Here is a 25,569-nt window from a genome sequence, read left to right on the forward strand (position 1 = left end):
TTCCTTCTTATCTTCAACCAAACAGTGATTAACGAATAGCCAAAATTGCATCGAACAATGTGGTTGCGGTCTGGATCACACGGGCGTTTGCCAGATAATAATGTTGCAAACGTTGTAACTCACCATATTCTTCGTCCATATTGACACCAGAAATGGATTGGCGATTCGCATGCAGCTTATCAACAATATGCCCCTGCGTTTCGACACTGATCTTCACTTTATTCGCATCGCTGCCCACTTTACTGACCAGCGAAGCATAAGCCCCCGCAAAAGAAGATTTTTTGTCAACCAGACGCTCATCCTGCAACTGAAGGAATTTTTTCATATTGCGGTTATCGCTTGGACCAGCACCTTTTTCACCGGCCGCCGCCAGTTGGGAAGAATCGGTCAGATTGAGTTGCAAATTTGCTACAACGTCACTAACAGTTTTCAACGTATAGCTATCGTATTCTTTTGACAACGTGGCATCGATACTGACTTCCAGCCCATCGAACGCCAGCGTATTCCCCGCTTTTGTCGCCTCAATCATCTTGCTGTCAGAAAGACGCTGAACTTCCCACGCCCCACCCTTAAATTTCAGGGTATAGTCACTGGCTTTGACTTCGCTGGTATTGGTATATTTCACTGTCATGACGGCTGTACCGGTGTTGTTGCTATCAGTAACAACATGAGGATCAGTGACCTTAAAAAAATCAATACCTTCGTCGTTATTCAGGTCAAAACCACCTTTCTGTACCTGATTGAATTGATCAGCCATAACCAGCGCAAGTTGATTCAATTCATGACGAATTGGATCCACCGCTTCTTTACGCACTTTTAAAGCGCCGCCTAATGCGCCCTGAGAGATAAAGCGTTCATCAATCTCTCTGGTTTCGACGATACCATTGTTGTAGCCTAACGTAATACGATGATTATCGGTGCTGGATGTGATCGCTTCCAACTGATAGGACTTACCGCCTGATACCAACATCATGCCACCACCGAATGAGACGTTATAAACGCCACCATCCTGCTGAACGACACTGACTTCGACCAGTTGGTTTAATTGACTAATCGCTTCATCCCGCTTATCCAACAACGCGAGTGGTTCGCCACCACCTGTACCACGCATATACGTAATTTCATTATTCAGACTGGCGATTTTTTCTGCATATTGGTTGATATCTTTCGCATTTTGTTCAATCTGGGCATTGATGCCGAGATCTATATTGCGCAAAAAATCATCGGTTTCTTTGAATCGGCTGATAAGACCTTCCGCTTTCCCCAACACAGACGTTCTGGCAGCGCTATCTTCCGAATTACTCTCAACGGTTCCCAAACTTTTGAAAAAATCGCCCATGGCGTTAGACAGACTGGTATCTTTGTCCGCTAACAAATTATTAATTTTAGCGATTTGATGGTCATAAGACTTCAGGGCGGCATGTTTAGTCTGGGCGGCATTGTGTTGCTGACTCAGAAATTCATTGTATTCACGGTTAATAGCACTCGCGACTACGCCGTTACCGACAAATCCCACTGACGACATGCTGCCACTATTTGGTGTCATCACCGTAGTCTGGCGGTTATAGTCCTCATTTTTGGAGTTGGCAATGTTATTGCTCACTACATTCATTGCCACTTGCGCGGCATTAATACCACTCATGGCAGTATTCAGTAGACTATGAGACATGTGTAGATCCTTGTACGTTTTCTTTACACCTCCACTGAGAGGAGGTCATTCACTGTTACAATTATCGGCAACGCGCCCTGTTCCTTGAACGAAAATGCGCTGAATGTTGATATCCAATGCTGACGACTGGATGGCCTAAAACAAATTATCGACATCATAGGTATAGGCTTTTGCCATTTGATGACCCGTATTTTTTAACTGCTGGATCAGTGACACTAATTTTTTAGCGTAGCCGGGGTCGGTCGCATATCCCGCATCCTGCAAAGAGTATGCGCCCTGCTCTGGGGTTGCTGATTGCGCCACTTTGGCGTAACGGGGATTTTCCGTCAGCAATGTGACGTAATCCGTTATCGCTTCCACGTAAGAGCCATAGACACGAAAACTGTCCTGTATTTTCGTCGGTTCACCATCAATATATTCCGTCGTCATGATATTGGTGACCGGTCCCTTCCACGTTTTCCCTGCTTTAATCCCAAACAGGTTGTAGCTTGGCTGACCGTCTGCGGTCAGAATTTCACGTTGACCCCAGCCAGACTCCAGTGCCGCCTGTGCAATAATCAACAAATGGGGAATGCCGCTTTTCCGGCTTGCTAACTGTGCCGGAACGGAAAGCATGGCAACGAAGCCGGCACTGTGCATTGGCAACGATTTCGACCAAACGGTGCCACAAGTGTCATTGGTAAAAGACGCTGACGGGTTTTCAGACCGTTGCGCCGGTATGATCCGGCGCATAACTTGCTCTAATGCTTGCTTCGGCAATGTTTGCAGAATTTCGTTATCCAGCGGCATCGGCTGTGTGCCCGCCAGTTCACTGGGCATATGATTTGCATTAGAGAACTGCTTCACAATCATATCGGCAAAACCCAGGCCTTTTTGGGAAAGATCCTGGGCAATTTGCTGATCGTACATCGATGTATAAAAACGTGTCTGGTCACTGCTCAACAAGCCATCCTGTGGCAATGAAGCTCGCATACTTTTCAGCATCATCTGAACAAAGACGCCTTCCAGTTGTTGAGCGACTTGCCGTAGCCCTTGTTGTGGCTCCTGTGACAGCTTTGCTTTCAGGGAATGCAATGAATTAACATCATAAGCCGCATTGGACATCGTCAGAACATCACTCATCAGATAATCTCCAACTTCGCACGCAAACAGCCAGCACTCTCCATTGCCTGCAAAATCGACATTAAATCCGTTGGTGTTGCACCAAGTGCATTTAATGCCCGCACAACCTGAGTCAGGTTTGCACTGGCATTCACTTGTTGTAACGCGCCACCCTGCTCCTGAATGCCAATCCCGGTATTACGGGTGACAACGGTATTGCCACCTGCCAATGGTGTATTAGGCTGACTCACCGCGGTTTGACGTTCAACCGTTACAGCGAGGCTACCGTGTGCAATCGCGCAACTATCCAAGGTAACATTGCGGTTCATGACCACCGATCCAGTACGGGAGTTAAAAATGACTTTGGCATCCCCGGCATTAACACGAAGATTTAAATTCTGTATTTGAGACAGAAAATAAACCTGTTCGCTCTTTTCAATCGGCAGACGCAGTTGAACGGTACGAGAATCCAAAGCTGTCGCCGTGCCTGTTCCTTTCAGGCGGTTTACCGCATCACTAATCTGTTGAGCCAGACTAAAATCATCATCATTCAATTGCAGGTTCAACGTTCCTTTCTGACCAAATAGCGTCGGCAATTCCCGTTCAACCACGGCACCATTGGAAATCCGGCCACCTGCAAGCTGATTGATTTTGATGCTGTTCCCCCCCGCACTTGCCCCTGCACCTCCGACAAGAATATTGCCCTGAGCTAATGCATACACCTGGTTATCCACCCCTTTTAGCGGTGTCATCAGTAATGTCCCGCCACGCAGACTCTTCGCATTCCCCAGCGAGGACACCACGACGTCAATGTTCTGCCCTGAACGAACAAAAGGTGGGAGTTTGGCTGTCACCATCACGGCAGCAACGTTCTTAAGTTGCATATTCGTGCCAGACGGCACGGTGATACCCAACTGTGACAACATATTGCTTAAACTTTGCGTGGTAAAAGGCGTCTGCATAGTCTGGTCACCCGTTCCATCCAGCCCAACCACCAAACCATAACCAATCAGGGCGTTATCCCTGACGCCCTCAATGGTCGTCAAGTCACGAATACGCTCTGCAAAAACAGAGGTAGACATCAACGAACCAGACAACACCAACAAAGTTGTAAAAAGGCTGGCGACTAATTTTCTCATCCTGACCATCCTCTTTTAAAACGGTGAGATATTCATAAAGAAACGTTGCAACCAGCCCATATTCTGCGCTTCGTTGATATAGCCATCACCAACATACTCAATGCGGGCATCTGCAACCTGGTTGGAACTCACTGTATTGTTACCCGTGATCGTCCTCGGGTTCACCACGCCAGAGAAACGAATAAATTCCGTTCCCTGATTGATAGCAATCTGCTTTTCTCCCACCACATGCAGGTTGCCGTTTGCCAGCAGCTTATTCACGGTCACGGTGATCGTGCCCTTGAAGGTATTGTTGGCATTCGCTCCACCTTTACCGCCAAACTCATTATTGCCTTCCATGCCTAAATCCGTTTTGCTCCCCCCTATCAGTCCCTGCAAGAAACGCGGGGTCAACGTAGCGGTAAAACCGGTTGTTCCATTGCGGCTGGCATTAGCTGAGGAGTTTTTGCTCGCACTGACGTTCTCTTGCAAGATAATGGTCAGCGTATCACCAATATTGCGCGGACGGCGGTCTTCAAACAGCGGTTGATAACCGTAATAGACTGGCTGGACAACTTGAAAAATAGAACCGTTTGGCATCGGCGTAGACGCTTCGGCAGGTTTTGCCGTTGTCTGCCCTTGCACCAGCGGTTTGTGCGGTATATAAGCACACCCCCCGAGTGTCAGTGTCGATAATGCGAGTACCGCCACAGATATACTGATACGCCACTTCTTTCTCTGGTTTTTCCGTAAACCAGTGGAGCCATAAACTACATGGTTTTTAGCATGGCTTTCGGCAACGGGCATGGTATCCATCTTCTATGCTCTTAAGTTTATCGTAGAGAATAGCGGAGGCGCGTTTTCCTCCACTATTTATGGTTAGGTTATAATGATGATTAGGTTATAACTGAGTCAGTTTTTGTAGCATCTGATCAGAGGTCGATACAGCTTTACTGTTGATTTCATAAGCTCGCTGAACCTGGATCATATTGACCAGTTCTTCGGCCACGTTCACGTTAGATGTCTCAACATAACCTTGATAGAGTAGCCCGGCACCATTGATGCCCGGTGCGTTTTCCACCGGAACGCCGGAACTGTTGGTTTCCAGATACAGGTTTTCACCAACGCTTTCTAAACCGCTTTCGTTAATGAATGTCGTCAGTGTCAATTGCCCCACCTGCTGAGGTGCACTTTGCCCCTGGATGTTCACGCTGACGATCCCGTCACGGGCAATGTTTATTTTGGTCGCATTGTCTGGAATGATGATCGCAGGGGCGACCTGAAACCCTCCGGCAGTGACCATCTGACCATTTTGATCTACCTGGAATGAACCATCACGGGTATAGCCCATAGTGCCATCAGGCATCTGGATTTGGAAAAAGCCCTGCCCTTTGATCGCCATATCTTTAACATTGTTGGTCTGTGCCAGATTACCCTGACTATGCAGACGCTCAGTCGCAACCGGACGAACCCCCGTTCCCACCTGCAAACCTGATGGCAAATTAGTCTGTTCAGACGACATGGCCCCCGGCTGGCGTTCCGTCTGATAGAGTAAATCTTCAAATACTGCACGCTGGCGTTTAAAACCATTGGTATTGACGTTTGCCAGATTGTTGGCAATCACATCCATATTTGTTTGCTGGGCATCCAGCCCAGTCTTGGCAATCCATAAAGATCGGATCATGAATTTATCCCCCGTCCCCGATTAGCTCATCGCCAGTATCTGATTAGCCCGCTGGGCATTTTCATCAGAACTGTGTATGACTTTCATCTGCATCTCAAAACGACGCGCGTTAGCGATCATATTCACCATGCTTTCCACCGGATTAACATTACTGCCTTCCAGTACCCCCGGCATGATTTTCACTTCTGGGCTGGCCGCCAGCTCATTGCCTACCTGTTCCTGCGCCTGTGGCGTCAGATGAAACAGGCCATCATCCCCCCGCACCACTTGGTTGGCTTCCGGTTTGACAATTTTCAATTTGCCAACCTGCCCTAACAAGGTTGGGGGATCACTGGCAATCAGGGCAGAGATAGCACCATCGGCAGCCAGCGTCAGCTCGGCCTGTGGCGGAACATCAATCGGCCCGTTTTCCCCCATCAACAGGCGCCCCTGCACCATGAGTTGCCCTTCGGGTGAGATCTGAATGCTGCCGTTGCGGGTATAAGCTTCTGCCCCGTCGTCAAGCTGGACCGCCAAAAAGCCGCCTTGCCCGACGGCTACATCCAACGGGCGGGCGGTATAATTCATCGGTCCCTGACGGCTATCCATACCAGGAGTTGAAGCCACTGTCAGTGTTCGCGTTGGCAGGGTTTCACCTGCAATCGGTACGGCACGCAATGCCGCAAGCTGTGCCTTGAAGCCCGGGGTTGACGCATTCGCCAGATTGTTGGCTGTCACCGCCTGCTGTTCCAGCGTTTGGCGCGCAGCCCCCATTGCGGTATAAATGACGTGATCCATAAAGCTATCCGCCTGAAGCTATTAACGCATACTGACCAGCGTTTGCAGAATTTGATCCTGCGTCTTGATGGTCTGAGCGTTGGATTGATAGTTACGCTGAGCAACAATCATGCTGACCAGCTCTTGGCTCATATCGACGTTTGATGATTCCAGTGCACCGCTGTACAACTTACCTAAATTGCCTGAACCTGCGAGACCTATAACCGGGCTACCAGAAGCACCGGATTCTGTCCAAGTATTATCACCTTGTGCAACCAAGCCTTCAGGATTAGAGAAGTTTGCCAGTACAACCTGACCCAGGGCCAGTGTCTGACTGTTAGAATAAATGCCGTAAATTTTGCCATCATTATCGACACGATACTTGGTGAAATGACCAGTCCCATAACCATCTTGTTTTGGCGGAGAGATAGCGCTTTGAGCAATATTCTGCTGTTTGCTACCATTGAGTTCAATATTGATTGTCGCAGGGTCTGAGCCATTTAAAGCGGGTACATTAAATTTAAATGGTAGAATATTTGCCATTTGACCACTGGAACTGAAAGTTATCTCGCCCAATTCCTCAGGTGTCGCACCCGCAACAGACCTATCCAGCGCATGAGCTTTCCATTTGTTATTGTCTGTTTTAACAAAAAACACATTGATATCATGCTGATTCCCCAAGCTATCAAATACCTGAAGCGGAGCACTAAAGTTAAATGTCTCTTTCTTCTCTGGATTAAATGCTGCGGTGATAGCTGTCTCCATTGAATTCAGATTAGCTTTCAGTTTGATTTCCGTCGTTGCTTTTGCATCCAACATATCGGTTGGAATCGAAATCGGCCCGACTGATCCGCCCTGCTGAATTTCACCGTTCACTGCCGGATAACCTGTCAGCTTCATATTCTGCATATTGATCAGGTTACGATCTGCATCCATCTGGAACTGACCGTTACGGGAATAGGCGATATTGCCGTTGGAATCCTGCATGCGGAAAAAACCGCCTTGCGTGATAGCGATGTCCAATTGGCGGTTAGTTGTAGTCGTTGAGCCATCTTTAAAGTTATTAACCAGACCAGAAACCTTAACACCCAAGCCCACATCTGACCCACTGAAAACGTCCGCAAAAGCAACTGAACTGGATTTAAAACCAAATGTCGCTGAGTTAGCAATGTTATTACCGATAACATCTAAGTTGCTCGCTGCGGCATTCAAGCCACTGACTGCTTGTGAAAAAGACATATGTCCTCCGTTTAATTAAAGAATCTGACGAACTTGATCCATGGTTACCGTGCCCGCCAGCCCTAAATCTAATTTAGTGCCATCCTCACCCCGCGTAACACCCTCCACCACGGCATAAACCAGCGGAACTGTCACGATAGCTTGATTCTGATAACTTGCGGAAACCGTGAAATAATAGGCACCGTCTGCCACGTCTTTGCCATCTGTGTCTTTGCCATCCCATTTGAAACTCTGGACTCCCGGATTAAACTGACCAAGATCCAGTTCCCGCACGACCATGCCACTCTTATCTTTGACGGTAACTTTCACTTGATCGGCGGGTCGGGTCAATTCAAAGCCAAATGACGTGATACTGATCGCTTTTTCTTCGTTAGTGCCCACTAAAATTTTATCGCCGGGGATCATGACACCGTGGTTAATCAGCAAGGTTGTCTGCATGGCTTGATTGTGCTCCATCTGCCCGACAACCGTGCCCAGTGTTTTATTGAGTTTTTCAATCCCTTCAACGGTACTAATCTGGGCAATTTGCGAGGTTAACTCATTGTTTTGCATTGGATTGGTGGGATCTTGATTCTTCAGTTGGGCGACCAATATATTCAGAAAGTTACCTTTAATATCGTCACTGCTTTGGGGCTTCATTTTCGTTGCGGAAGCAAGCTCGCCTACCGTGGTATTATCCAACGATTCATTGATTGAAGTGGTCACTGCCATAATGAAATTCCTGCTACTGACCCAGCGTCAGCGTTTTTAACATAATGGACTTCGTTGTATTCAATACTTCAACGTTCGCCTGATAACTGCGTGAAGCAGAGATGGTGTTGACCATTTCCCCGACAACATCCACATTCGGCATACGCACATACCCTTTTTCATCGGCTAAGGGATTACCCGGCTGATATTCAAGACGGAAAGGGGTAGGGTCATCGACCACTTCGCTGACACGAACGCCGCCAATTTCCTGCCCTGCGGGGGCAGCAACACGGAAAACCACTTGCTTGGCGCGGTAAGGTTCTCCATCCGGCCCGACAAGGCTATCGGCATTCGCCATATTGCTGGCGCTGACGTTCAGTCGCTGTGACTGAGCAGAAAGCGCAGAGCTGGCAATATCAAAAATACTGAGTAGAGACATTTCCGTTATCCTTGTGACTGTAGAACCGACATCATGCTTTTGATCTGCGTATTCGTCATCGTCAGTTCGGCCTGGTACTTCAAGCTGTTATCTGCAAAATTGCTGCGTTCTATATCCATGTCAACGGTGTTTCCATCCATCGCAGTCTGATACGGCACCCGATACAGCAAATCCACTTCCAGACGTTTCTGAGGCTGGACAGGAATATGCCGATCAGAAGTCAGAGTTAGCCCAATTCCATTTCCCGTTACACGACCCTGTGCCATGACTTTTTTCAGTTGAGCCGCAAAATCGATATCTCGCGCCTGATAACCAGGGGTATCCGCATTGGCAATGTTAGCAGACAAAATTTCCTGTCGCTGGTTGCGGAGTGCCAGTGCTTCTTGTCGAAATTGAAAAGCGGCATCTAATTTATCGAGCATATTCCTCCCTCGAATTTGTTCATGAAATTGGCTGGGTATAAGCTCCAGGCAGCTAACAGAATAAACGCAGAAAAAAAAGGTGATTCGAAGAATAGAAACAAATTGAATTGCTATTTATCCCATTAACGAATAATCAATCGCGCTAGACTATTCACATCCAATAGGTGCTGACTATTTTTTGAAATCATGCTTTGCTGACCGGAGTAAGGAAGTAACATGCCGACGTTAAAATTTATCGGGTTATTGGCTTTTTTCCTTAATCTCTTCTTTAGCAGTTCTCTGGCATGGGGGAACCCATTACCGCCATTGATCACCGACTATTTCAAGCAAATCCATCACGCCGCGGAGCATAAAGTCTTCGTGGAAATCAAAACACCAGAACGACAATGGCCGACGTGTGAATTGCCCGAAATACAACCCTTAATGGGTAACAAAAATTGGGGTAATCTTTCTGTCCCTGTCACTTGCGGTCAACAACGCCGTTTTATTCAGGTTTACGTGAATGTTATCGGTCCTTACCTGGTTTCTAAACGCGCTATTCACCGTCATTCGCTGCTGACAGAACAAGATATTCAAGTAAAAACCGGGGCGTTAGATAAATTGCCAAACAACCTCATCCGTAACAGACAGGCCATACAAAATGGCATTGCGGTTCGCAATATCTCTGCCGGACAATTCATCACACGCAACCTGATCCGACGACCATGGGTGATTACCGCGGGACAAAAAGTGGTCGTCACCGTTGATGGACACCATTTTCAGGTTCATTATGAAGGAAAAGCGATCAACAACGCCGCCAGTTTTGATAATATCCGTGTCCGTCTGAATTCCGGGCAAGTTATTACTGGTGAAGCCCAAGAAAACGGCAGTGTAAAAATGGTGTTATAGATGGCTAAAGTTTTATGCCTGTACGCCGATATAACAAACAGACCATGATTTACAGGCATGCCAGCAGTAATCGCCTGCTACCCAAGACTAATAAACAATGCCTGATTAAAGGATTACGATTATGAGTATTGAACGCACTCAACCTCTACTGGCTATTGCCGCGTTACAACAACGCAATGCCAATGAAGGTGCTCAAAGCACTCGCAGGACTGTAGCGGTCGCTGAAAAAAGCGCGGATACACAAGTCAAGCTGAGCGAAGCGCAGAAAAAGCTCGTTCAGCCAAGCAGTCAGGATATTAATATCCAGAAAATACAACAATTAAGAGAAGCCATTGCAAAGGGAACCCTGACGATGGACAGCGGTAAAATTGCTGATGCCCTATTCAGGGAGGCCCTTGAAAACATGGAATATGATAAATAAACCATTAAAATCATAAAGAGCCATAGATGAAAGAACTTCAATTCGTACTGGAACAACAAAGTGCGCACTTAAATTCGCTTTCGCAAACGATGGCAGAAGAGCAGCGCATATTAAGCGGCGGCGTTATAGAAGCGAACCATTTAAATACACGTGACGGAAAAAAAACGTTTCTGCTTTCAGCCCTGGATCACGCAGAAAGAAAACGCCTGCAATTAAATGAAACGCTAAAAATAAATACACCCTATGCTGACCATAAAAGACTGGCGGTATTATGGGAGCAAGTTAGTCAGTCTATTGAGCGTATCCGTGATTTAAATTCACATAACGGACTTTTACTGGATCAGCATATTGAATTGAACAGTAAAGCCATTGCTTTTCTAAAAAGTCACCACAGCCCTTCTCTTTATGGTGCAGACGGCCAGGCCCGTCATCATTCAGCGCTATCAGGCCACAAAATCAGCGTTTGAATATTCACTTACTGCTTAAGCAGCGATCTTTACAGACCTCTTGGTTTATCCATGATGATAAGGGGTCTGTTTCTGGGTATTGATATTTCTCTCACCCTGATAAAAATAAACCAAACGGCTACGTAGGCATGGAAATAGGTAACATCAAGACAAAAAACTGACGAAAATGTCACGCTTATTTACGCGTTGGATAAACAATGGTCTTTTATCGGCAACCAAAAACAACCCTACAGTCTTTGATATTCTTTTGATACAAAAAGAAAACGAATCATCATTCATGTAAAAATGCTTCCCTTTAATTCTTCATATCTGCTTAATTGATAAATCCTATCAATATATTGTTGATCGATCGTTAATGCCGATAATCTTATTGATCTTTTTTGATTCATAAGGTAAATTTTTTTCTGCGCACAGAAAACTGTGTCCGAAATTTTTTTGGTATAACGCTTTATTATCTTGCGTTATATATAATAAGTAGTTTTATATTATGATTATTATGGATATGTAAATGATTGTTATGGATATGCAAATAAAAAATATTTTGGTTTCATCTTTTATTGCTGCAATATTGGTTTCAGTAAGTAGTATTTCTTATGCGGTCTCTTCGCCAACAACGGGGACAGTAGAATTCTCAGGGAGAATTATAGAATCCACCTGCACTGTTAATAGTTCTGGCAACACGGTGGACATGGGGACATATCTCAAAAGCGAGATACAAAAATCGGGAGATCAACTGGCAGGAAGCAAAAGAGATTTTAAAATCAAATTAACCGGGTGCCCTGTTGATAACTCTTCCCCTATTATGATGGACGTGACATTTTCCGGGAGTAGTAAGGATGCCAGGAATCAAAAGTTATTGGCATTAGATACATCTTCAAGTTCAAAAGGGATTGGGATCGGTATTTATGACAAAAGTGATGTACCGATAGATTTATCTTCCAAGTACTCATTCCCTGATGCAATTACATCATCTGATATAGAAATCCCTTTAAAAGCGGCTTATGTATCTAATGGCGAAACAGCTCAGGCCGGAACGGCCAATGCCACACTGAGTTTTGAGATAAATTACAAATAAAAATTAATTAGTTATAAATATTTGTGCCGCAGAGATATATTTATGTCTGCGGCCAGGCACTATTAACATCATAAATAGTCATGTAATAATGAAAGATAAAATAAAAAAGATATTTACATCACATATGTTAACAAAAAAAACAATACTGATATTTTTATTGTTTTTTATATTTCCGTCCTGGGCGGGTGTAACTATTGGTGGAACCCGTGTGATTTATCAGGGAAATAAAAAAGAAACTTCAATTTCAGTGAAAAACTCTGACGAAAACCGGCCTTATTTGATTCAGTCTTTTATCAGCACGGATTCGAAAGGAGAAAAAGCCCCTTTTATTGTGACGCCGCCACTATTTCGCCTGGATGCTGGCAAAGAAAATATTCTTCGTATTGTTCGTATCGGCGGTCATTTACCTGAGGATAGGGAATCAGTTTTTTACCTTAATGTGAAGTCTATTCCTTCCGTACAAGAAAACGAACAGAATACTTTATTGATTGCGGTGAAAACCCGAATCAAATTGTTTTATCGGCCTGAAGGTATTGAAGGGGATTCTGAAGAAGCTTATAAGACGCTGACATTTCGTCGCATCGGTCACCAACTTGAGGTCAGAAACCCCAGTCATTATTATGTAACCATCGGGCAGCTCAAAGTGGCCGGGCAAGTCCTGACAGGTACTGACATGATCCCGCCACAGGGTGTAGCGTATTTTGTCCTGCCATCTGCATCATCAGGTTTAATCAGCTGGAATAGCATTAACAGTCATGGTGGCGTAAGCAAAGAAGTTGTTAAAAATCTGCCTTAAAAAGAAAATAAAAAATTAAGCATTAAGGACAAAAAATCATATTTATTAAATATAGAATGAGTAGTGGTACAATTATGCCAACATATTTTATTTCAATCTTTATTTTATGTTTCTCCGTATTGTTATCATTACCCGTTACAGCCAAAAATTATTTCCGGTTATCTGCATTAGAATTAGATGATACTCAATCAGCGATTGATTTAAGCGTATTTTCACTCCCCGGCGGTCAATTACCGGGTCAGTATCAGGTGGACATATTTCTTAATGGGAAAGAGAAAGAGACAAAAAAGATTAATTTTATTAAACGTAAAAATGGGAAACTGTTTCCACAACTAACGGTCAATAATTTAAAACAGTTTGGCGTAAAAATGTCAGCTTTCCCTGCGCTGATGAAACTCTCTCCTGAACAAGTTATTGATGATATTAGCGAATATATTTCACAGGCTTCGACTTCATTTGATTTCTATAAACAACGTCTGGATATCAGTATTCCACAAGCAGCTTTGGATACTCAAGCCAGAGATACTGTGGCATCACATTTATGGCAACATGGAGAGACAGCCTTTTTAATGAGCTATAATTTTAGTGGTTCGGAGAATGATAGTAATCATACCAAAAATCAAAATTATTTTTTAAATTTACAAAGCGGAATAAATATCGGTGCCTGGCGTATAAGGAATCAATCCGTTTATGACGATGGTTCTGAGAAAAACAAAGATGAGAATCGTTTTTCATCCATTAACAGCGACATTCAACGGGACATTCCAGCACTGAAAAGCCGACTAATCCTTGGCGAAACCTTTACTAACGGAGATATATTTGAAAGCGTACCGTTTATCGGTGCTTCTATGACATCCGATAACTTGATGTTGCCCAGCAGCCAGCGTGGATTTGCGCCAATTATCCGTGGTATTGCCCAAACCAATGCGCGCGTAACGATTCGCCAAAATAATTACGTCATCTATGAAAGCTATGTTCCGCCGGGACCTTTTGTCATTACGGATCTCTATTCAATCTCCGGCTCCGGTGATTTGGCTGTCACGATCACTGAAAAGGACGGGCGGCAGCGTAAATTTGTGCAACCATTTTCATCAGTGCCAATGATGCAGCGAGAAGGACAATTAAAATATCAGCTTACCCTTGGGCGTTACCGTTATTACCATGCTAACGCTGATAAACCTTATTTTAGCGAAGCGACTTTTATCTATGGGCTCTCCAATCGGTTAAGTCTGCTCTCTGGTATTCAGATAGCAGAAAACTACCGGGCGTTTAACGCTGGTCTGGGGATGGGTTTAGGTCGTTTTGGGGCGATTTCTCTGGATATGACACAAGCAGATGCCTGGTTGCAGGGAAATGAACATCGACAAGGGCAGTCATATCGAATTCAATATACGAAATCTATTGAGGCAACGGGGACATCCCTGACTTTCGCCGGGTATCGCTATTCCACACCAGAATACTATTCATTTGCAGAGATGAATGAATATTCAGTAAGAAAAGAAACCCGCTATGCGCAAAATAAGCGTAGCCAGTTGCAGCTAACCCTGAACCAGGGAATGGGGGATTTTGGCAGTCTGTATGTCTCTGCCTATCAGCAGGATTACTGGGGGAAAAAAGGCACCGACCAGTCATTATCTGCGGGTTATAACATTAACCTTGCCGGGATCAGCTATGGACTGAATCTTTCCTATAGTGCCAATCATGAATCCATTAAGAGTAAGGATATGCAGGCATCGTTTAACCTCTCTATTCCACTGGATAAGTGGTTGTCTAATGGCTGGGTCAGTTACAGCATGAATAGAAATGGCCACAGTCGAAGAAGCCAACAATTGATGATTAGAGGCAGCGCATTGGACGATCATGCCTTGTCATATAGTATCCACGGAGAACACAGCAATAATATAGAAGGGACGAGCGGCGGGGCCTCGCTGGAATATCGCCATTCTTCTGGTCGTGTGAATCTGGGCTATAGCTACAGCGAAAAGAGCCGATCGCTTAACTATGGGTTGTCTGGCGGTCTTGTTGCCCATCAAGATGGCATTACATTTTCCCAATCATTGGGTGAGACCGTGGCACTGGTTAAAGCGGCGGGGGCAGCAGAAACAAAAATTTTGAATCACAGTGGGATTAAAACGGATTCACGTGGCTATGCCGTCATCCCATCGGTTGAACCCTATACTTACAACCGGGTTGCCCTGGATACTGAAATGTTGGCTGATGGCGTTGACCTTGACAACGCAGTGCAACACATTGTACCGACTCGCGGTGCCGTAGTTGCTGCCGATTTTCGCGTCCGTCAGGGACACCGGATATTGGTGACATTACGTTACAACGGCAAACCCGTACCTTTTGGTGCCAGCGCAACGTTAATAAACAGTGACAGTAGCGGGATTGTTGGTAATGACGGTGAGCTGTATTTGAATGCTGTCCCTGAGCAGGCAGAAATAAAAGTACAGTGGGGAAAAAATAAAGGTCAACAATGTGATGCAAAAACAGATTTATCAATGCTGACCGAAAAGACCGGCGTATTACAGCTGGCGGCTGACTGCCGCAGATAAAAGGAATTTATGATGTTTAATTTTGAATGTAATAATCACTTGCAGATTAAAGTTAGTCACTTTTTATTGGTCTTATTCATTGTCATTATCGCGAGTAGTTATGCAACACAGGTGACAGCGGCAAACTCAGTATGTACAGCCAATAATAAGATTCAGACAGTCACATTTGGTGATATTTCTGTTGACTCTAATAAAACAGCTTTTCCATACAAGGAAGAAAAAATCGGGGGAGAGGTGTATGTCGAATGCCAGAAAAAAATATTCGGCCAAAATATATATGTACACTCTATCAGCGGAACAGTCGGTCATCCCAGCAATGATGGCTTTTATCATACCAGTCTTTCTGGTGTCAGATTTAAATGGATCCTCACCGTGCTAGGTTTGGCAGAGCAGTTCATGGTACAGGGTAGTGTAAGAGGGATCGGCAATAAAAAAACGTTTGGCAGTAAATTTATAATAGCGATCGATAATAAAGTTCAATCCGGAACAGTTGAAGACATAATCATAAAGATGGCTCGTCTAGATGAGAATAAAAAATATACCGGAGAGATTTTGTACGAATATATCATCCCTAAATTTAATATCACGGCAAGATCTTGTGAAATAACCACCCCAGCTATTAATATTCCGATGGGAACCGTATTAAAAAGTCATTTTAAAAACATAGGTGATACCGCTGGTGGACGCTCTTTCGAGATTGGTGTGCAATGCAAAGGAGCTCCGAACGCGAATATTACCTGGGAGCCGGGAAAGGCGAATATAAATGGCGTAATAAATGCTGATGCCACCTCATCAGCAACAGGGATTGGCATTCAAATTTTAGATGACAAAAGCAATCCTGTGGAATTTGGTAATAAGCAAGATCTCGGCACGATAAATACTTCGAAGACATTATCATATATGGCAAAGTATTATCAAACCAGTCACCCCGTCACTGCCGGTAGCGTTAATGCCACGGCCACCTTTACTATCGATTATAAGTGATGGAGAGATAGCCATTCATCTGTATTTGTGCATATTAATCCATAATAAGGTGATCATCTAAATGATCACCTTATCTTCATTATGTTACTTATCAGGACTATCTCGCACCGCCAATCGTCGCTGTCATTCTGATCTGACGATTATCAGTGATTTCAAGATTAGACAGAACAACCAACTGAGGCAATATACGCCGCAAGAAACGAGATAACAGAGGACGCAGTGCGTGATTGACCAACAAGACCGGAGGCGCTCCCAACATTTCCTGACGTTCCAATGCCTCCGCGGCCTGACGCTCCAAACTTTCTGCCAGACCCGGCTCCAATCCGCCGCCATTTTGCAGTGCTTGAAGCAGCAACCTTTCCAGCCCTGCATCCAGACCAATAACTTTGATTTCATCTGCACCGGGAAACCATTGTTGCGCAATGGCCCGGCCAAGTGCGATTCGGATCATCGCCGTCAATTCATAAGGATCTTTCTGTATTGGTGCGTGTTCTGCCAGTGTTTCGATAATGGTACGCATATCGCGAATCGGTACTTTCTCCGCCAGTAAATTTTGCAGGACTTTATGCAACGTTGTCAGGCTAACAATATCAGGAATAAAATCTGCCGTCAGTTTCGGCATTTCCTGACTGACGCGCTCAAACAATTGCTGCGCTTCCTGTCTGCCAAAGAGTTCACTGGAATGCTGTGAGAGTAAATGGTTTAAGTGAGTTGCAACAACCGTGCTGGATGCCACAACGGTAAAGCCCTGCACTTGTGCTTGTTCCCTTAAACTGTCATCAATCCAGACAGCAGACAAACCAAAAGCCGGATCTGTCGTTAAGTCACCTTGTAATTCGCCGACAGCCCCACCCGGATTAATCGCTAACCAACGTCCCGGATGTGCTTCGCCACGACCAATTTCGACCCCTTTCATCATGATCCGATAACTGGAAGGCGCCAATTCAAGGTTGTCCCGGATATGTACGACGGGTGGCAGGTAACCCACTTCTTGCGCAAACTTTTTACGGATACCGCTGATACGTCCCAGCAATTCTCCGTTCTGACGAAAATCAACCATCGGGATCAGGCGATAACCAACTTCCATTCCCAGAGGATCTTCCAGTTGAACATCAGACCATGAAGCTTCTGCGGTTTGTTGCTGATCTTCGACCTTTTTCATTTCTTCGTGTTGTGCAACCAGCGGATTTTTATCTTTACGTAATAAAAAATACCCTACGCCCGCCAAGGCGGCCGTAAACAACAAAAAGACAAAATTGGGCATTCCCGGTACTAACCCCAAAAGACCGAGTACTCCCGCACTCAACATCATGACTTTTGGGTTATTGAAAAGTTGAGTCACCATTTGTTGACCCACATCTTCATCCGTCGCCACTCGGGTGACAATCACACCCGCCGCAGTAGAGATGATTAATGCCGGTAACTGAGCAACCAAACCATCACCAATGGTCAGCAATGTGTAAGCTTCTGCGGCCTCCCCCAAAGCCAACCCATGTTGAGCAACACCGACGATCAATCCGCCAATCACGTTGATCACCAGTATCATCAATCCGGCGATGGCATCACCGCGCACGAATTTACTCGCCCCATCCATTGAACCGTAGAAATCCGCTTCCTGTGTCACTTCAGCACGACGCTTTTTGGCGTCATCTTCACCAATCAATCCGGCATTCAGGTCAGCATCAATCGCCATCTGTTTACCGGGCATACCATCCAGGACAAAGCGCGCGCCAACTTCCGCAATACGCCCGGCACCTTTGGTAATGACCATAAAGTTAATCAGGATCAGGATAACGAAAACGACAATACCAATGGCAAAATTACCACCGACAAGAAAATGTCCAAAGGCTTCCACTACCTGCCCTGCTGCCTCTGAACCAGTATGGCCTTCCATCAGAATGATCCGTGTGGAAGCCACGTTCAGAGACAAACGCAATAAAGTTGAAAAGAGCAAAATCGTCGGAAAGGCAGCGAAATCCAGTGTCCGGCGAGTAAACATCGCCACCAGCAACACCATGATGGAAAGTGCGATATTAAACGTGAAGAGTAAATCGAGCAAAAATGGTGGCAAAGGCAACACCATCATCGACAAGATCATAAGGATCAGGACAGGCCCCGCAAGCATCTGCCACTGAGCGCCTTTTATGTTTCCCGATAAACGTAGTAATGAGGCCAGATTAGCCATGACGATTATTTTCTCCAGCAAAATCCAGTGCTGGCGGCACTGGCAGATTTTCAGGTGTTTTCGGTTTTAGGCCACCTTCCTGTTTCCAACGTCTCAATTGGTAAACCCAGGCGAGCACTTCAGCGACAGCAGCATAGAGCGTCGCAGGAACAAAGCCACCGACTTCGGCATGGCGAAATAGTGCCCTTGCCAAAGGTGGCGCTTCCAGTGACGGAATCCGATTTTCCGCACCAATTTCTTTAATGCGCAAGGCAATAAGCCCGGCCCCTTTTGCCAATACTTTCGGGGCGCTCATTTTTTTGCTGTCATATTGCAAGGCAACAGCGTAATGAGTTGGGTTGGTGACAATGACATCTGCCTTTGGCACGTCCACCATCATACGTTTACGTGCAGCCGCACGTTGTTGCTGACGTATCCGCGCCTTTACATGTGGGTCCCCTTCTTGTTCCTTAAATTCATCCTTGATCTCCTGACGGGTCATTCGCAATTTTTTCAAATGGCTGCGGATTTGATAAAACACATCGAATGCTACCATCGGTATCAACATAAATAAGACGATATAGCTGGCAGACACCAGCATCATCATCGCATCACTCAACGCCATCAATGGCGGCTGAGCCGTCAAATTAAGCATCGTGGGCCAATTAAGCCAGATAAACAGGGCCGCAGCGCCACCTACCAACGACGCTTTCAAGATAGCTTTGAACAGTTCTGCCAGGGCATTCATGGAGAAGATTTTCTTCAAACCAGAAACAGGATCCAGCTTGGTCAGATCAAATTTGATCGATTTTGCACTGAATATCAGCCCTCCCATCAGTGCCGGCGCACTGAGCGCAATCAATACCAACCCGATAAATACCGGTAACAATGCCCAGGCTGCCTGTTTCAGCAATCGACCCACTTGCTGCACCATCTGTTTGTCATTACTGACTATGTGATGGTCGAAATTAAATCCTTCAAATACCATCAATGACAGTTCATGAGTGATCGAATTTCCGCTCATCCAGAGCAGGCTGACGCCGCCTGCTAACATCAATATGGAAGTGAGTTCCCTGGAACGCGCAATTTGCCCATCTTTACGGGCTTTTTCCCGTTTATGGGGGGTGGGTTCTTCGGTTTTTTCGAGATCGCTATCTTCAGCCACAGCTTTCCTTGGTGAGCGTTCGTGGTTACATGCCGATCATCTGCCTTTGGTAAAGGGCAAATAAAATTATGCTAAGCATGACAAAAGCCAAGAAATTCAATGGCGGGAACACTGCAAAATTTGCGAGGGTATTTGGGGAATTATGACGACAGATGCGAAAAATATGACGATTTTATCGCAATTTTGCACCTTCAGCGCGATTTTTTGTGAAAATTAGAGATGGCGGGTCTCAGCCATCTCTCTATTTTTTCACTTTATACTCATCATTTTTCAATCTGTTTTAATCAGTGTCTTGATATCCATACGTTCCGCGTTAACATCACGGATATGGTCTTTCGTTAAGCGGTAGACCACCGGACTGAGTAATGCAATGGCGATTAAGTTAGGGATCGCCATCATGGCATTGAGGGTATCTGCCAGCAACCAGACAAAGCTCAACGACTGAGTAGCGCCAATCGGTAAAGCGATAATCCAGGCAATGCGAAATGGTACGATAGCTTTTGATCCCAATAAATATTGGATGCATTTTTCACCATAGAAACTCCAGCCCAAAATGGTTGTAAAGGCGAAAATAGCCAGGGCAATGGCAACAACATAGTTACCTCCCGGGAGGACTGACGAGAAAGAAGCCGCCGTCAGTGTTGCGCCGGTTTGCCCCGTCAGCCAGCCACCGGTAATCACAATAGTTAAGCCTGTTACTGAACAAACGATGATCGTATCGATAAAGGTTCCTAACATGGCGATCAACCCCTGACGAATCGGGTTTTGCGTTTTTGCTGTCGCGTGAGCAATCGGCGCACTTCCCATCCCCGCTTCGTTAGAGAATACACCACGGGCAATACCAAAGCGGATCGCCGCCCAAACGGCTGCACCAGCAAATCCCCCCTGTGCTGCTACTGGCGTGAAAGCGGATTTGATGATTAAAACAAAGGCCTCGGGGATCATAGTAATATTGAGTGCCAGAACGATAACGCCCGCCCCAAAGTAACCGACTGTCATCACCGGCACCAGTTTACCAGCAACATCAGAAATACGTTTGATGCCACCAATCAACACGGCACCCACTAAAATGACCAGAATTCCTGCGGTGATGGTTTTTTCAATGCCGAAGTTACTTTGCAGGACGTCAGCAACGGAGTTGGCCTGTACCGTATTGCCAATACCAAACCCGGCGATACTCCCGAAGAAAGCGAACAGCGTTCCCAACCAAACCCATTTTTTCCCCAGGCCATTTTTGATGTAATACATCGGACCGCCAATGTAATTCCCGTTTTTGTCCGTCTCGCGGAAACGCACTGCCAGTACGGCTTCTGAATATTTCGTCGCCATACCCACCAATGCAGTCATCCACATCCAGAACAACGCCCCAGGGCCCCCCATCACAATCGCTGTCGCAACACCGGCAATATTTCCCGTTCCTATCGTCGCTGACAAGGCGGTCATTAGTGCATTGAAAGGTGAAATTTGCCCTTCACCTTGTTGCTGGTTTTTTTGGAAAAGGAGTCTGAACCCCATTCCCAATTTACGAATAGGTAAAAAGGACAAGCGGATCTGCATAAAGATCCCAATGCCCAAAAGCCCAATCAGCATAGGAACGCCCCACACTATCCCATTTATTGCTCCGAGCCATTGTGTAATCAGTTCCATATACACCCTCAGTCGTTTAAGTAACAAGTTGGCAACAAAATTATTTCAATTAAATAAAGAGCATTTTGGAAAAATAATCGAGTGATATTTGGCTATTGACCGTAAGAAAAAATTGATACTGTGAGTTCAATCACTCGTTTTAGTTATTTTGTATCCATAAGTATTTACCTGCGGGAAAAGTTGCCAATCTTCCATTCCATGATGAGTAAATTACTGTGAATGCAAGGATGTTGGCAGCGTAAAGTTTTTGATTAAGTCGATCCACTCTGTCGGCTTTTCAATGTGTACCGCATGACCACTATCAATCTCTTTATACGTGCTGTTTTTCACATTGTTATGTACTTCACGTACTAAATAAGGCGGAATTAACGTATCTCTGCTTAATCCAATGATTAAGGTGTGTTTATCTATTTGATTAAGATAGTCTTTTATATTGATGGATAATCCCAAAGCAATCCGTCTTTCTATCCCTTTTTCTGCCGGTTGGGCGCAGATCCCTTGTATGGTTTGATGCCCCAAAGATGAGAGAAATTCTGAACTGAGCGCATGTGATAGACCAAAAGCCATCGCTGATGTTTTATCACTCCGTTCCAGATGCAACCAAGTATTGAATATCAATTGATGGCGAGGATCATGATTTGTTGCCCAGGGCGCTGTTAATATTAATTTATTGATCAGATTCGGATAGTTAGCAGCCACAACAGCCGCAACCACTGCGCCCAGGGAAACGCCGACTAAATCAACCGGGGTGTCACTGCTCGCTCTGATCACAGCCGCTATTTGCTCTGCTAAGTGCTCAATTGTGACTGTTTCCAGCGGTAGTTCAGAGTGTCCACATCCTGCATAATCAGGGATGATAACGGTTCGCTCACCGTTAAAAGCCTTTTTTATCTCTCTAAAGCTACTGTTGCCATTACTGTTTGTACCATGCAGGAAAACGATGGGGGTTTTGTTACATGCCTGATCTTCGTGGAATTCCTGACGGTAAGAAACAACGGAATCTTTTAACTTAATGACTTTATCAACCGACTTCACAATGTTTTCCTCTGTATGGTTTGAATGCATGTATGTTTATACACCCAATTGCAGGAGCCACACTGTGATCTGTACTTCTTTCTAAAATACTCGATTTCTGAAATACCAAGGCGGGCGTTTGGGTCAGCTATCCCGCTTACCCAAACGCACCTAAAAGATAAAAACGCGGTTCGTTAAAGTAATAACTCTCGTTATCAAAAGCCTAAACTATCCAATAAATCATCAACCTGTGCCTGGTTAGCAATAACACCAGCATTATTCTGGTTCACTTGAGGGCCGTTAAGAAGACTGTCGTTCTCTTTTTTTGCTTTAGCCATCTGATCAGAAGGGATATTTTCCATCAATACCATCACCAACTGCTTTTCCAGTTCCTGAATGACTTCCATCATTCGCTTGATAACCTGTCCGGTCAGATCCTGAAAATCTTGCGCCATCATGATCTCGAGCAATTGGGCATTGGTAAATGAGGCATAATCGGGCACGATATTCAGGTAATTTCTCGTGTCTGTGACCAATGAACGGGCATCACTCAACTCGACAGTGTGCGGGTTTGCAAACCATTCATCCCAACGTTGGCTTAACGCTTTAGCTGACGTTTCTAATTCGTTCTGACGGGGCTGCGCAACTTCAACGCAATTCAGTACCCTTTCAGCCGCCTGTGCCGTCATTTGAACCACATAATTTAATCGCTCTCTCGCATCCGGGATCGCCTCGGCTGCCTGCGCGATGGTTTGATCCAATCCCAGTTCGCGTAAACTATCACGCAGCATTCTTGTTAACTGCCCAATACGACTGATTATTTCACTGGTCGAGATCGCCTCATCTCTCGGCATGATTGGATTTTCACTCATTTTGTCTCCTTAGAGCCCCAATTTTTCAAATATTTTATTGAGTTTCTCTTCCAAGATGGCCGCGGTAAACGGTTTCACAACATAGCCACTGGCACCGGCCTGGGCTGCTGCAATAATGTTCTCTTTTTTCGCTTCTGCCGTTACCATCAGGACCGGTAAGGCAGCCAGTTTTTCTTCACCGCGAATCGTTTTCAGTAATTCAAGACCATCAATATTTGGCATGTTCCAGTCAGAAATAACGAAATCAAATTCGGCAGTACGCAGTTTAGTCAATGCTTCGGCTCCATCCTGCGCTTCATCTACGTTATTAAAGCCCAATTCTTTCAGTAGATTACGCACAATTCGACGCATAGTTGAAAAATCATCAACTACCAGAAATCTCAGATCCTTACTTGCCATAAAAACTCCTTGGAATTTCACTTACTCAGCAGCACAGCGCTGCAAAAATTAACATCAAAATAACGACTAAATACGAATCGATTGCCCCGCGCTGATTTTAGCCAGCATCGTCTTACTGATTTTTTGCAGATCCATGACTTCATCCACGGCGCCTAGCTGGATCGCCGCACGTGGCATTCCAAATACCACACAACTTTTTTCGCTTTGCGCCAGGGTATAAGCCCCTGCCTGTTTCATTTCCAGCAATCCCGCCGCGCCATCACTTCCCATACCGGTTAAAATGACACCAACGGCATTACGCCCCGCATGTTTGGCAACCGAACGAAATAAAACATCAACCGAAGGGCGATGGCGGTTCACTGGCAATGCATTCGTTATCATGATTTGATAATTGGCACCGCTGCGGCAAAGCTCCATATGACGATCGCCCGGCGCAATGTAAGCATGCCCCGGCAGGACACGTTCTCCATCCTCAGCTTCTTTTACCCGAATCTGGCTAAGTTTATTGAGCCTTTCTGCAAAAGAGTGTGTGAACCCCGGAGGCATATGTTGGGTGATTAATAAAGCGGGACTGGTGACCGGCAGGGGTTGCAGCAAATTCTTGATTGCTTCTGTTCCCCCGGTAGAGGCACCGACGGCGATCAACTTTTCACTGGAGAGGAGTGGCTTGAACGTTAATGGGGCGGCACTCACCGATGTGGAGCCTCCGGTACTGATTTTGGCCTGCGCCGCAGTGCGAATTTTTTCAGCAATTAATTCGCTATAAGCCAGCATGCCTTCACGAATACCCAGTTGTGGCTTGGTCACAAAATCCACCGCCCCCAGTTCGAGAGCCTTTAATGTGATTTCCGAGCCTTTTGCTGTCAGAGAAGATACCATCACAACCGGCATGGGGCGTAATCGCATTAGTTTTTCAAGAAAATCAATGCCATCCATGCGAGGCATTTCAACATCCAATGTTAATACTTGTGGATTATGCTTTTTAATTAAATCCCGGGCGACAAAGGGATCGGGTGCACAATCCACAACTTCCATATCAGGGTGACTATTGATAATTTCCCGCATGATTTGACGCATCAGCGCCGAATCATCCACACAAAGAACAGTTATTTTATTCATGACCCCTCCTTGCCCGACTGACACCGTAAACGGTCTGTCCCTGCAAGTAGAACTCTCGGCTGATTTGAGTGACGTTTTCGGAATGCCCTGCAAAGAGCAAACCATCCGGTTTTAAGAGATTAACAAAACGGCGCAAGATCCTTTCCTGCGTCTTTTTATCAAAATAAATCATGACATTACGGCAGAATATCGCATCAAACTTACCCTCAAGTGCCCAATCAGAATCCAATAGATTCAAGTGTTGGAAATGCACCAATCCAGAAAGTACCGGGCGCACTCGGGCATACCCTTCAAAGAGATCCACCCCTTTGAAAAAATATTTTTTCTTTTGGCTTTCACTCAGAGACTGTAATTCTTCCAGTCGATAAACACCCTGCCGGGCTTTTTCCAGCACACTGGTATCAATATCACTACCAATGATTTTTATCCGATTTGACCGATGCCCCAGTGCATCACACAAGGTCATTGCAATAGAATACGGCTCCTCCCCCGTTGAAGCAGCTGCACTCCAAACGCGGTATATTCCTCCCTTTTTCCGACTGGCATCTGCTGCCAGAATAGGAAAATGGTGGGCTTCCCTGAAAAATGCCGTGAGATTGGTCGTCAATGCATTAACAAACAGTTCCCATTCTTTACTGTGACTATCTTGTTCCAGAATGGACAGGTATTGACCAAAATCATTCAACCCCAATACACGAAGCCGCCTGACTAAGCGGTTGTAGACCATCTCACGTTTATTTTTTGCCAGTACAATGCCAGCTCGTTGATAGATAAACTGGCAGATGCGCTCAAATTGCGCATCCGACAAAGCGTGCCGCTGAAACATAAAGTTCAGCGATGCGGTAGCATCAGTATCTGAAGCTATTAAGTTAGATTTCATCT

The 25,569-nt window shown here is 45.4% G+C and carries 25 protein-coding genes; 7 read left to right on the forward strand and 18 right to left on the reverse strand.

The window, feature by feature from the left end:
• Positions 1-28: 28 nt before the first annotated feature.
• From flgK to flgB, 10 genes are all read right to left on the reverse strand, one after another.
• Complete coding sequence (flgK, locus tag XPG1_RS09245) at positions 29-1,669, reverse strand: flagellar hook-associated protein FlgK (protein WP_045958821.1); 1,641 nt, start codon at positions 1,667-1,669, stop codon at positions 29-31.
• 135 nt (positions 1,670-1,804) lie between these two features.
• Positions 1,805-2,791 (reverse strand): flagellar assembly peptidoglycan hydrolase FlgJ, encoded by a 987-nt coding sequence (flgJ, locus tag XPG1_RS09250; RefSeq protein ID WP_045958822.1) that lies wholly within the window; start codon positions 2,789-2,791, stop codon positions 1,805-1,807.
• A complete protein-coding gene (locus XPG1_RS09255) occupies positions 2,791-3,909 on the reverse strand; it encodes a flagellar basal body P-ring protein FlgI (RefSeq protein ID WP_045958823.1) in 1,119 nt (372 codons plus the stop codon). The genes flgJ and XPG1_RS09255 overlap by 1 nt, the downstream gene beginning before the upstream one ends.
• Positions 3,910-3,924: 15 nt before the next feature.
• The gene (locus tag XPG1_RS09260; RefSeq protein WP_045958824.1) at positions 3,925-4,704 is read right to left on the reverse strand and encodes a flagellar basal body L-ring protein FlgH; all 780 of its coding nucleotides are present in this window, start codon (positions 4,702-4,704) and stop codon (positions 3,925-3,927) included.
• Between the two features lie 85 nt (positions 4,705-4,789).
• On the reverse strand, positions 4,790-5,572 hold the full coding sequence (gene flgG, locus XPG1_RS09265; protein WP_045958825.1) for a flagellar basal-body rod protein FlgG: 783 nt from the start codon (positions 5,570-5,572) through the stop codon (positions 4,790-4,792).
• 21 nt (positions 5,573-5,593) lie between these two features.
• A complete protein-coding gene (locus XPG1_RS09270; RefSeq protein WP_045958826.1) occupies positions 5,594-6,349 on the reverse strand; it encodes a flagellar basal body rod protein FlgF in 756 nt (251 codons plus the stop codon).
• 21 nt (positions 6,350-6,370) lie between these two features.
• Complete coding sequence (flgE, locus tag XPG1_RS09275) at positions 6,371-7,567, reverse strand: flagellar hook protein FlgE (RefSeq protein WP_045958827.1); 1,197 nt, start codon at positions 7,565-7,567, stop codon at positions 6,371-6,373.
• Between the two features lie 15 nt (positions 7,568-7,582).
• A complete protein-coding gene (locus tag XPG1_RS09280; protein ID WP_045958828.1) occupies positions 7,583-8,278 on the reverse strand; it encodes a flagellar hook assembly protein FlgD in 696 nt (231 codons plus the stop codon).
• 13 nt (positions 8,279-8,291) lie between these two features.
• Positions 8,292-8,696 carry a flagellar basal body rod protein FlgC gene (flgC, locus tag XPG1_RS09285; protein ID WP_045958829.1) on the reverse strand — a complete coding sequence of 135 codons (405 nt, stop codon included), beginning with the start codon at positions 8,694-8,696 and terminating at the stop codon, positions 8,292-8,294.
• Between the two features lie 5 nt (positions 8,697-8,701).
• On the reverse strand, positions 8,702-9,118 hold the full coding sequence (flgB, locus tag XPG1_RS09290; protein WP_045958830.1) for a flagellar basal body rod protein FlgB: 417 nt from the start codon (positions 9,116-9,118) through the stop codon (positions 8,702-8,704).
• 216 nt (positions 9,119-9,334) lie between these two features.
• On the opposite strand from flgB, the gene flgA reads away from it, so the two are divergent.
• The 7 genes from flgA to XPG1_RS17070 all read left to right on the forward strand — a co-directional run bounded on the left by flgA (position 9,335) and on the right by XPG1_RS17070 (position 16,307).
• Positions 9,335-10,006, forward strand: coding sequence for a flagellar basal body P-ring formation chaperone FlgA (gene flgA, locus XPG1_RS09295; protein WP_045958831.1), 672 nt, complete (start codon positions 9,335-9,337; stop codon positions 10,004-10,006).
• Positions 10,007-10,127: 121 nt separating this feature from the next.
• Positions 10,128-10,427 (forward strand): flagellar biosynthesis anti-sigma factor FlgM, encoded by a 300-nt coding sequence (gene flgM, locus XPG1_RS09300; protein ID WP_045958832.1) that lies wholly within the window; start codon positions 10,128-10,130, stop codon positions 10,425-10,427.
• Positions 10,428-10,453: 26 nt separating this feature from the next.
• On the forward strand, positions 10,454-10,894 hold the full coding sequence (locus XPG1_RS09305) for a flagella synthesis protein FlgN (RefSeq protein ID WP_045958833.1): 441 nt from the start codon (positions 10,454-10,456) through the stop codon (positions 10,892-10,894).
• Positions 10,895-11,402: 508 nt separating this feature from the next.
• On the forward strand, positions 11,403-11,969 hold the full coding sequence (locus XPG1_RS09310) for a fimbrial protein (RefSeq protein ID WP_045958834.1): 567 nt from the start codon (positions 11,403-11,405) through the stop codon (positions 11,967-11,969).
• A gap of 124 nt (positions 11,970-12,093) precedes the next feature.
• Complete coding sequence (locus XPG1_RS09315; protein ID WP_045960633.1) at positions 12,094-12,765, forward strand: fimbrial biogenesis chaperone; 672 nt, start codon at positions 12,094-12,096, stop codon at positions 12,763-12,765.
• Positions 12,766-12,839: 74 nt separating this feature from the next.
• On the forward strand, positions 12,840-15,323 hold the full coding sequence (locus tag XPG1_RS09320; protein WP_045958835.1) for a fimbria/pilus outer membrane usher protein: 2,484 nt from the start codon (positions 12,840-12,842) through the stop codon (positions 15,321-15,323).
• 9 nt (positions 15,324-15,332) lie between these two features.
• A complete protein-coding gene (locus XPG1_RS17070) occupies positions 15,333-16,307 on the forward strand; it encodes a fimbrial protein (RefSeq protein WP_084717291.1) in 975 nt (324 codons plus the stop codon).
• 97 nt (positions 16,308-16,404) lie between these two features.
• Here the strand turns inward: XPG1_RS17070 and flhA are convergent, their stop codons facing one another.
• The 8 genes from flhA to cheR form a co-directional block, all read right to left on the reverse strand.
• Positions 16,405-18,492 (reverse strand): flagellar biosynthesis protein FlhA, encoded by a 2,088-nt coding sequence (flhA, locus tag XPG1_RS09330; protein ID WP_045958836.1) that lies wholly within the window; start codon positions 18,490-18,492, stop codon positions 16,405-16,407.
• Positions 18,485-19,636, reverse strand: a complete 1,152-nt coding sequence (flhB, locus tag XPG1_RS09335) for a flagellar biosynthesis protein FlhB (RefSeq protein WP_045958837.1) — start codon at positions 19,634-19,636, stop codon at positions 18,485-18,487. The genes flhA and flhB overlap by 8 nt, the downstream gene beginning before the upstream one ends.
• A 270-nt stretch (positions 19,637-19,906) precedes the next feature.
• On the reverse strand, positions 19,907-21,283 hold the full coding sequence (locus XPG1_RS09340) for an alanine/glycine:cation symporter family protein (RefSeq protein WP_045958838.1): 1,377 nt from the start codon (positions 21,281-21,283) through the stop codon (positions 19,907-19,909).
• Positions 21,284-21,493: 210 nt separating this feature from the next.
• A complete protein-coding gene (locus XPG1_RS09345) occupies positions 21,494-22,318 on the reverse strand; it encodes an alpha/beta fold hydrolase (RefSeq protein WP_157879471.1) in 825 nt (274 codons plus the stop codon).
• A gap of 194 nt (positions 22,319-22,512) precedes the next feature.
• On the reverse strand, positions 22,513-23,169 hold the full coding sequence (cheZ, locus tag XPG1_RS09350) for a protein phosphatase CheZ (protein WP_045958839.1): 657 nt from the start codon (positions 23,167-23,169) through the stop codon (positions 22,513-22,515).
• Between the two features lie 9 nt (positions 23,170-23,178).
• Entirely contained in the window at positions 23,179-23,568 is a 390-nt protein-coding gene (gene cheY / locus XPG1_RS09355) for a chemotaxis response regulator CheY (RefSeq protein WP_045958840.1), read from the reverse strand.
• Positions 23,569-23,634: 66 nt separating this feature from the next.
• On the reverse strand, positions 23,635-24,687 hold the full coding sequence (locus XPG1_RS09360) for a protein-glutamate methylesterase/protein-glutamine glutaminase (protein WP_045958841.1): 1,053 nt from the start codon (positions 24,685-24,687) through the stop codon (positions 23,635-23,637).
• Complete coding sequence (cheR, locus tag XPG1_RS09365) at positions 24,680-25,567, reverse strand: protein-glutamate O-methyltransferase CheR (protein ID WP_045958842.1); 888 nt, start codon at positions 25,565-25,567, stop codon at positions 24,680-24,682. Before cheR ends, XPG1_RS09360 begins: the two co-directional genes overlap by 8 nt.
• Positions 25,568-25,569 lie beyond the last annotated feature (2 nt).

Origin of the sequence: Xenorhabdus poinarii G6, from assembly GCF_000968175.1 — a bacterium.
GTDB classification, from domain to species: Bacteria; Pseudomonadota; Gammaproteobacteria; order Enterobacterales; family Enterobacteriaceae; genus Xenorhabdus; species Xenorhabdus poinarii.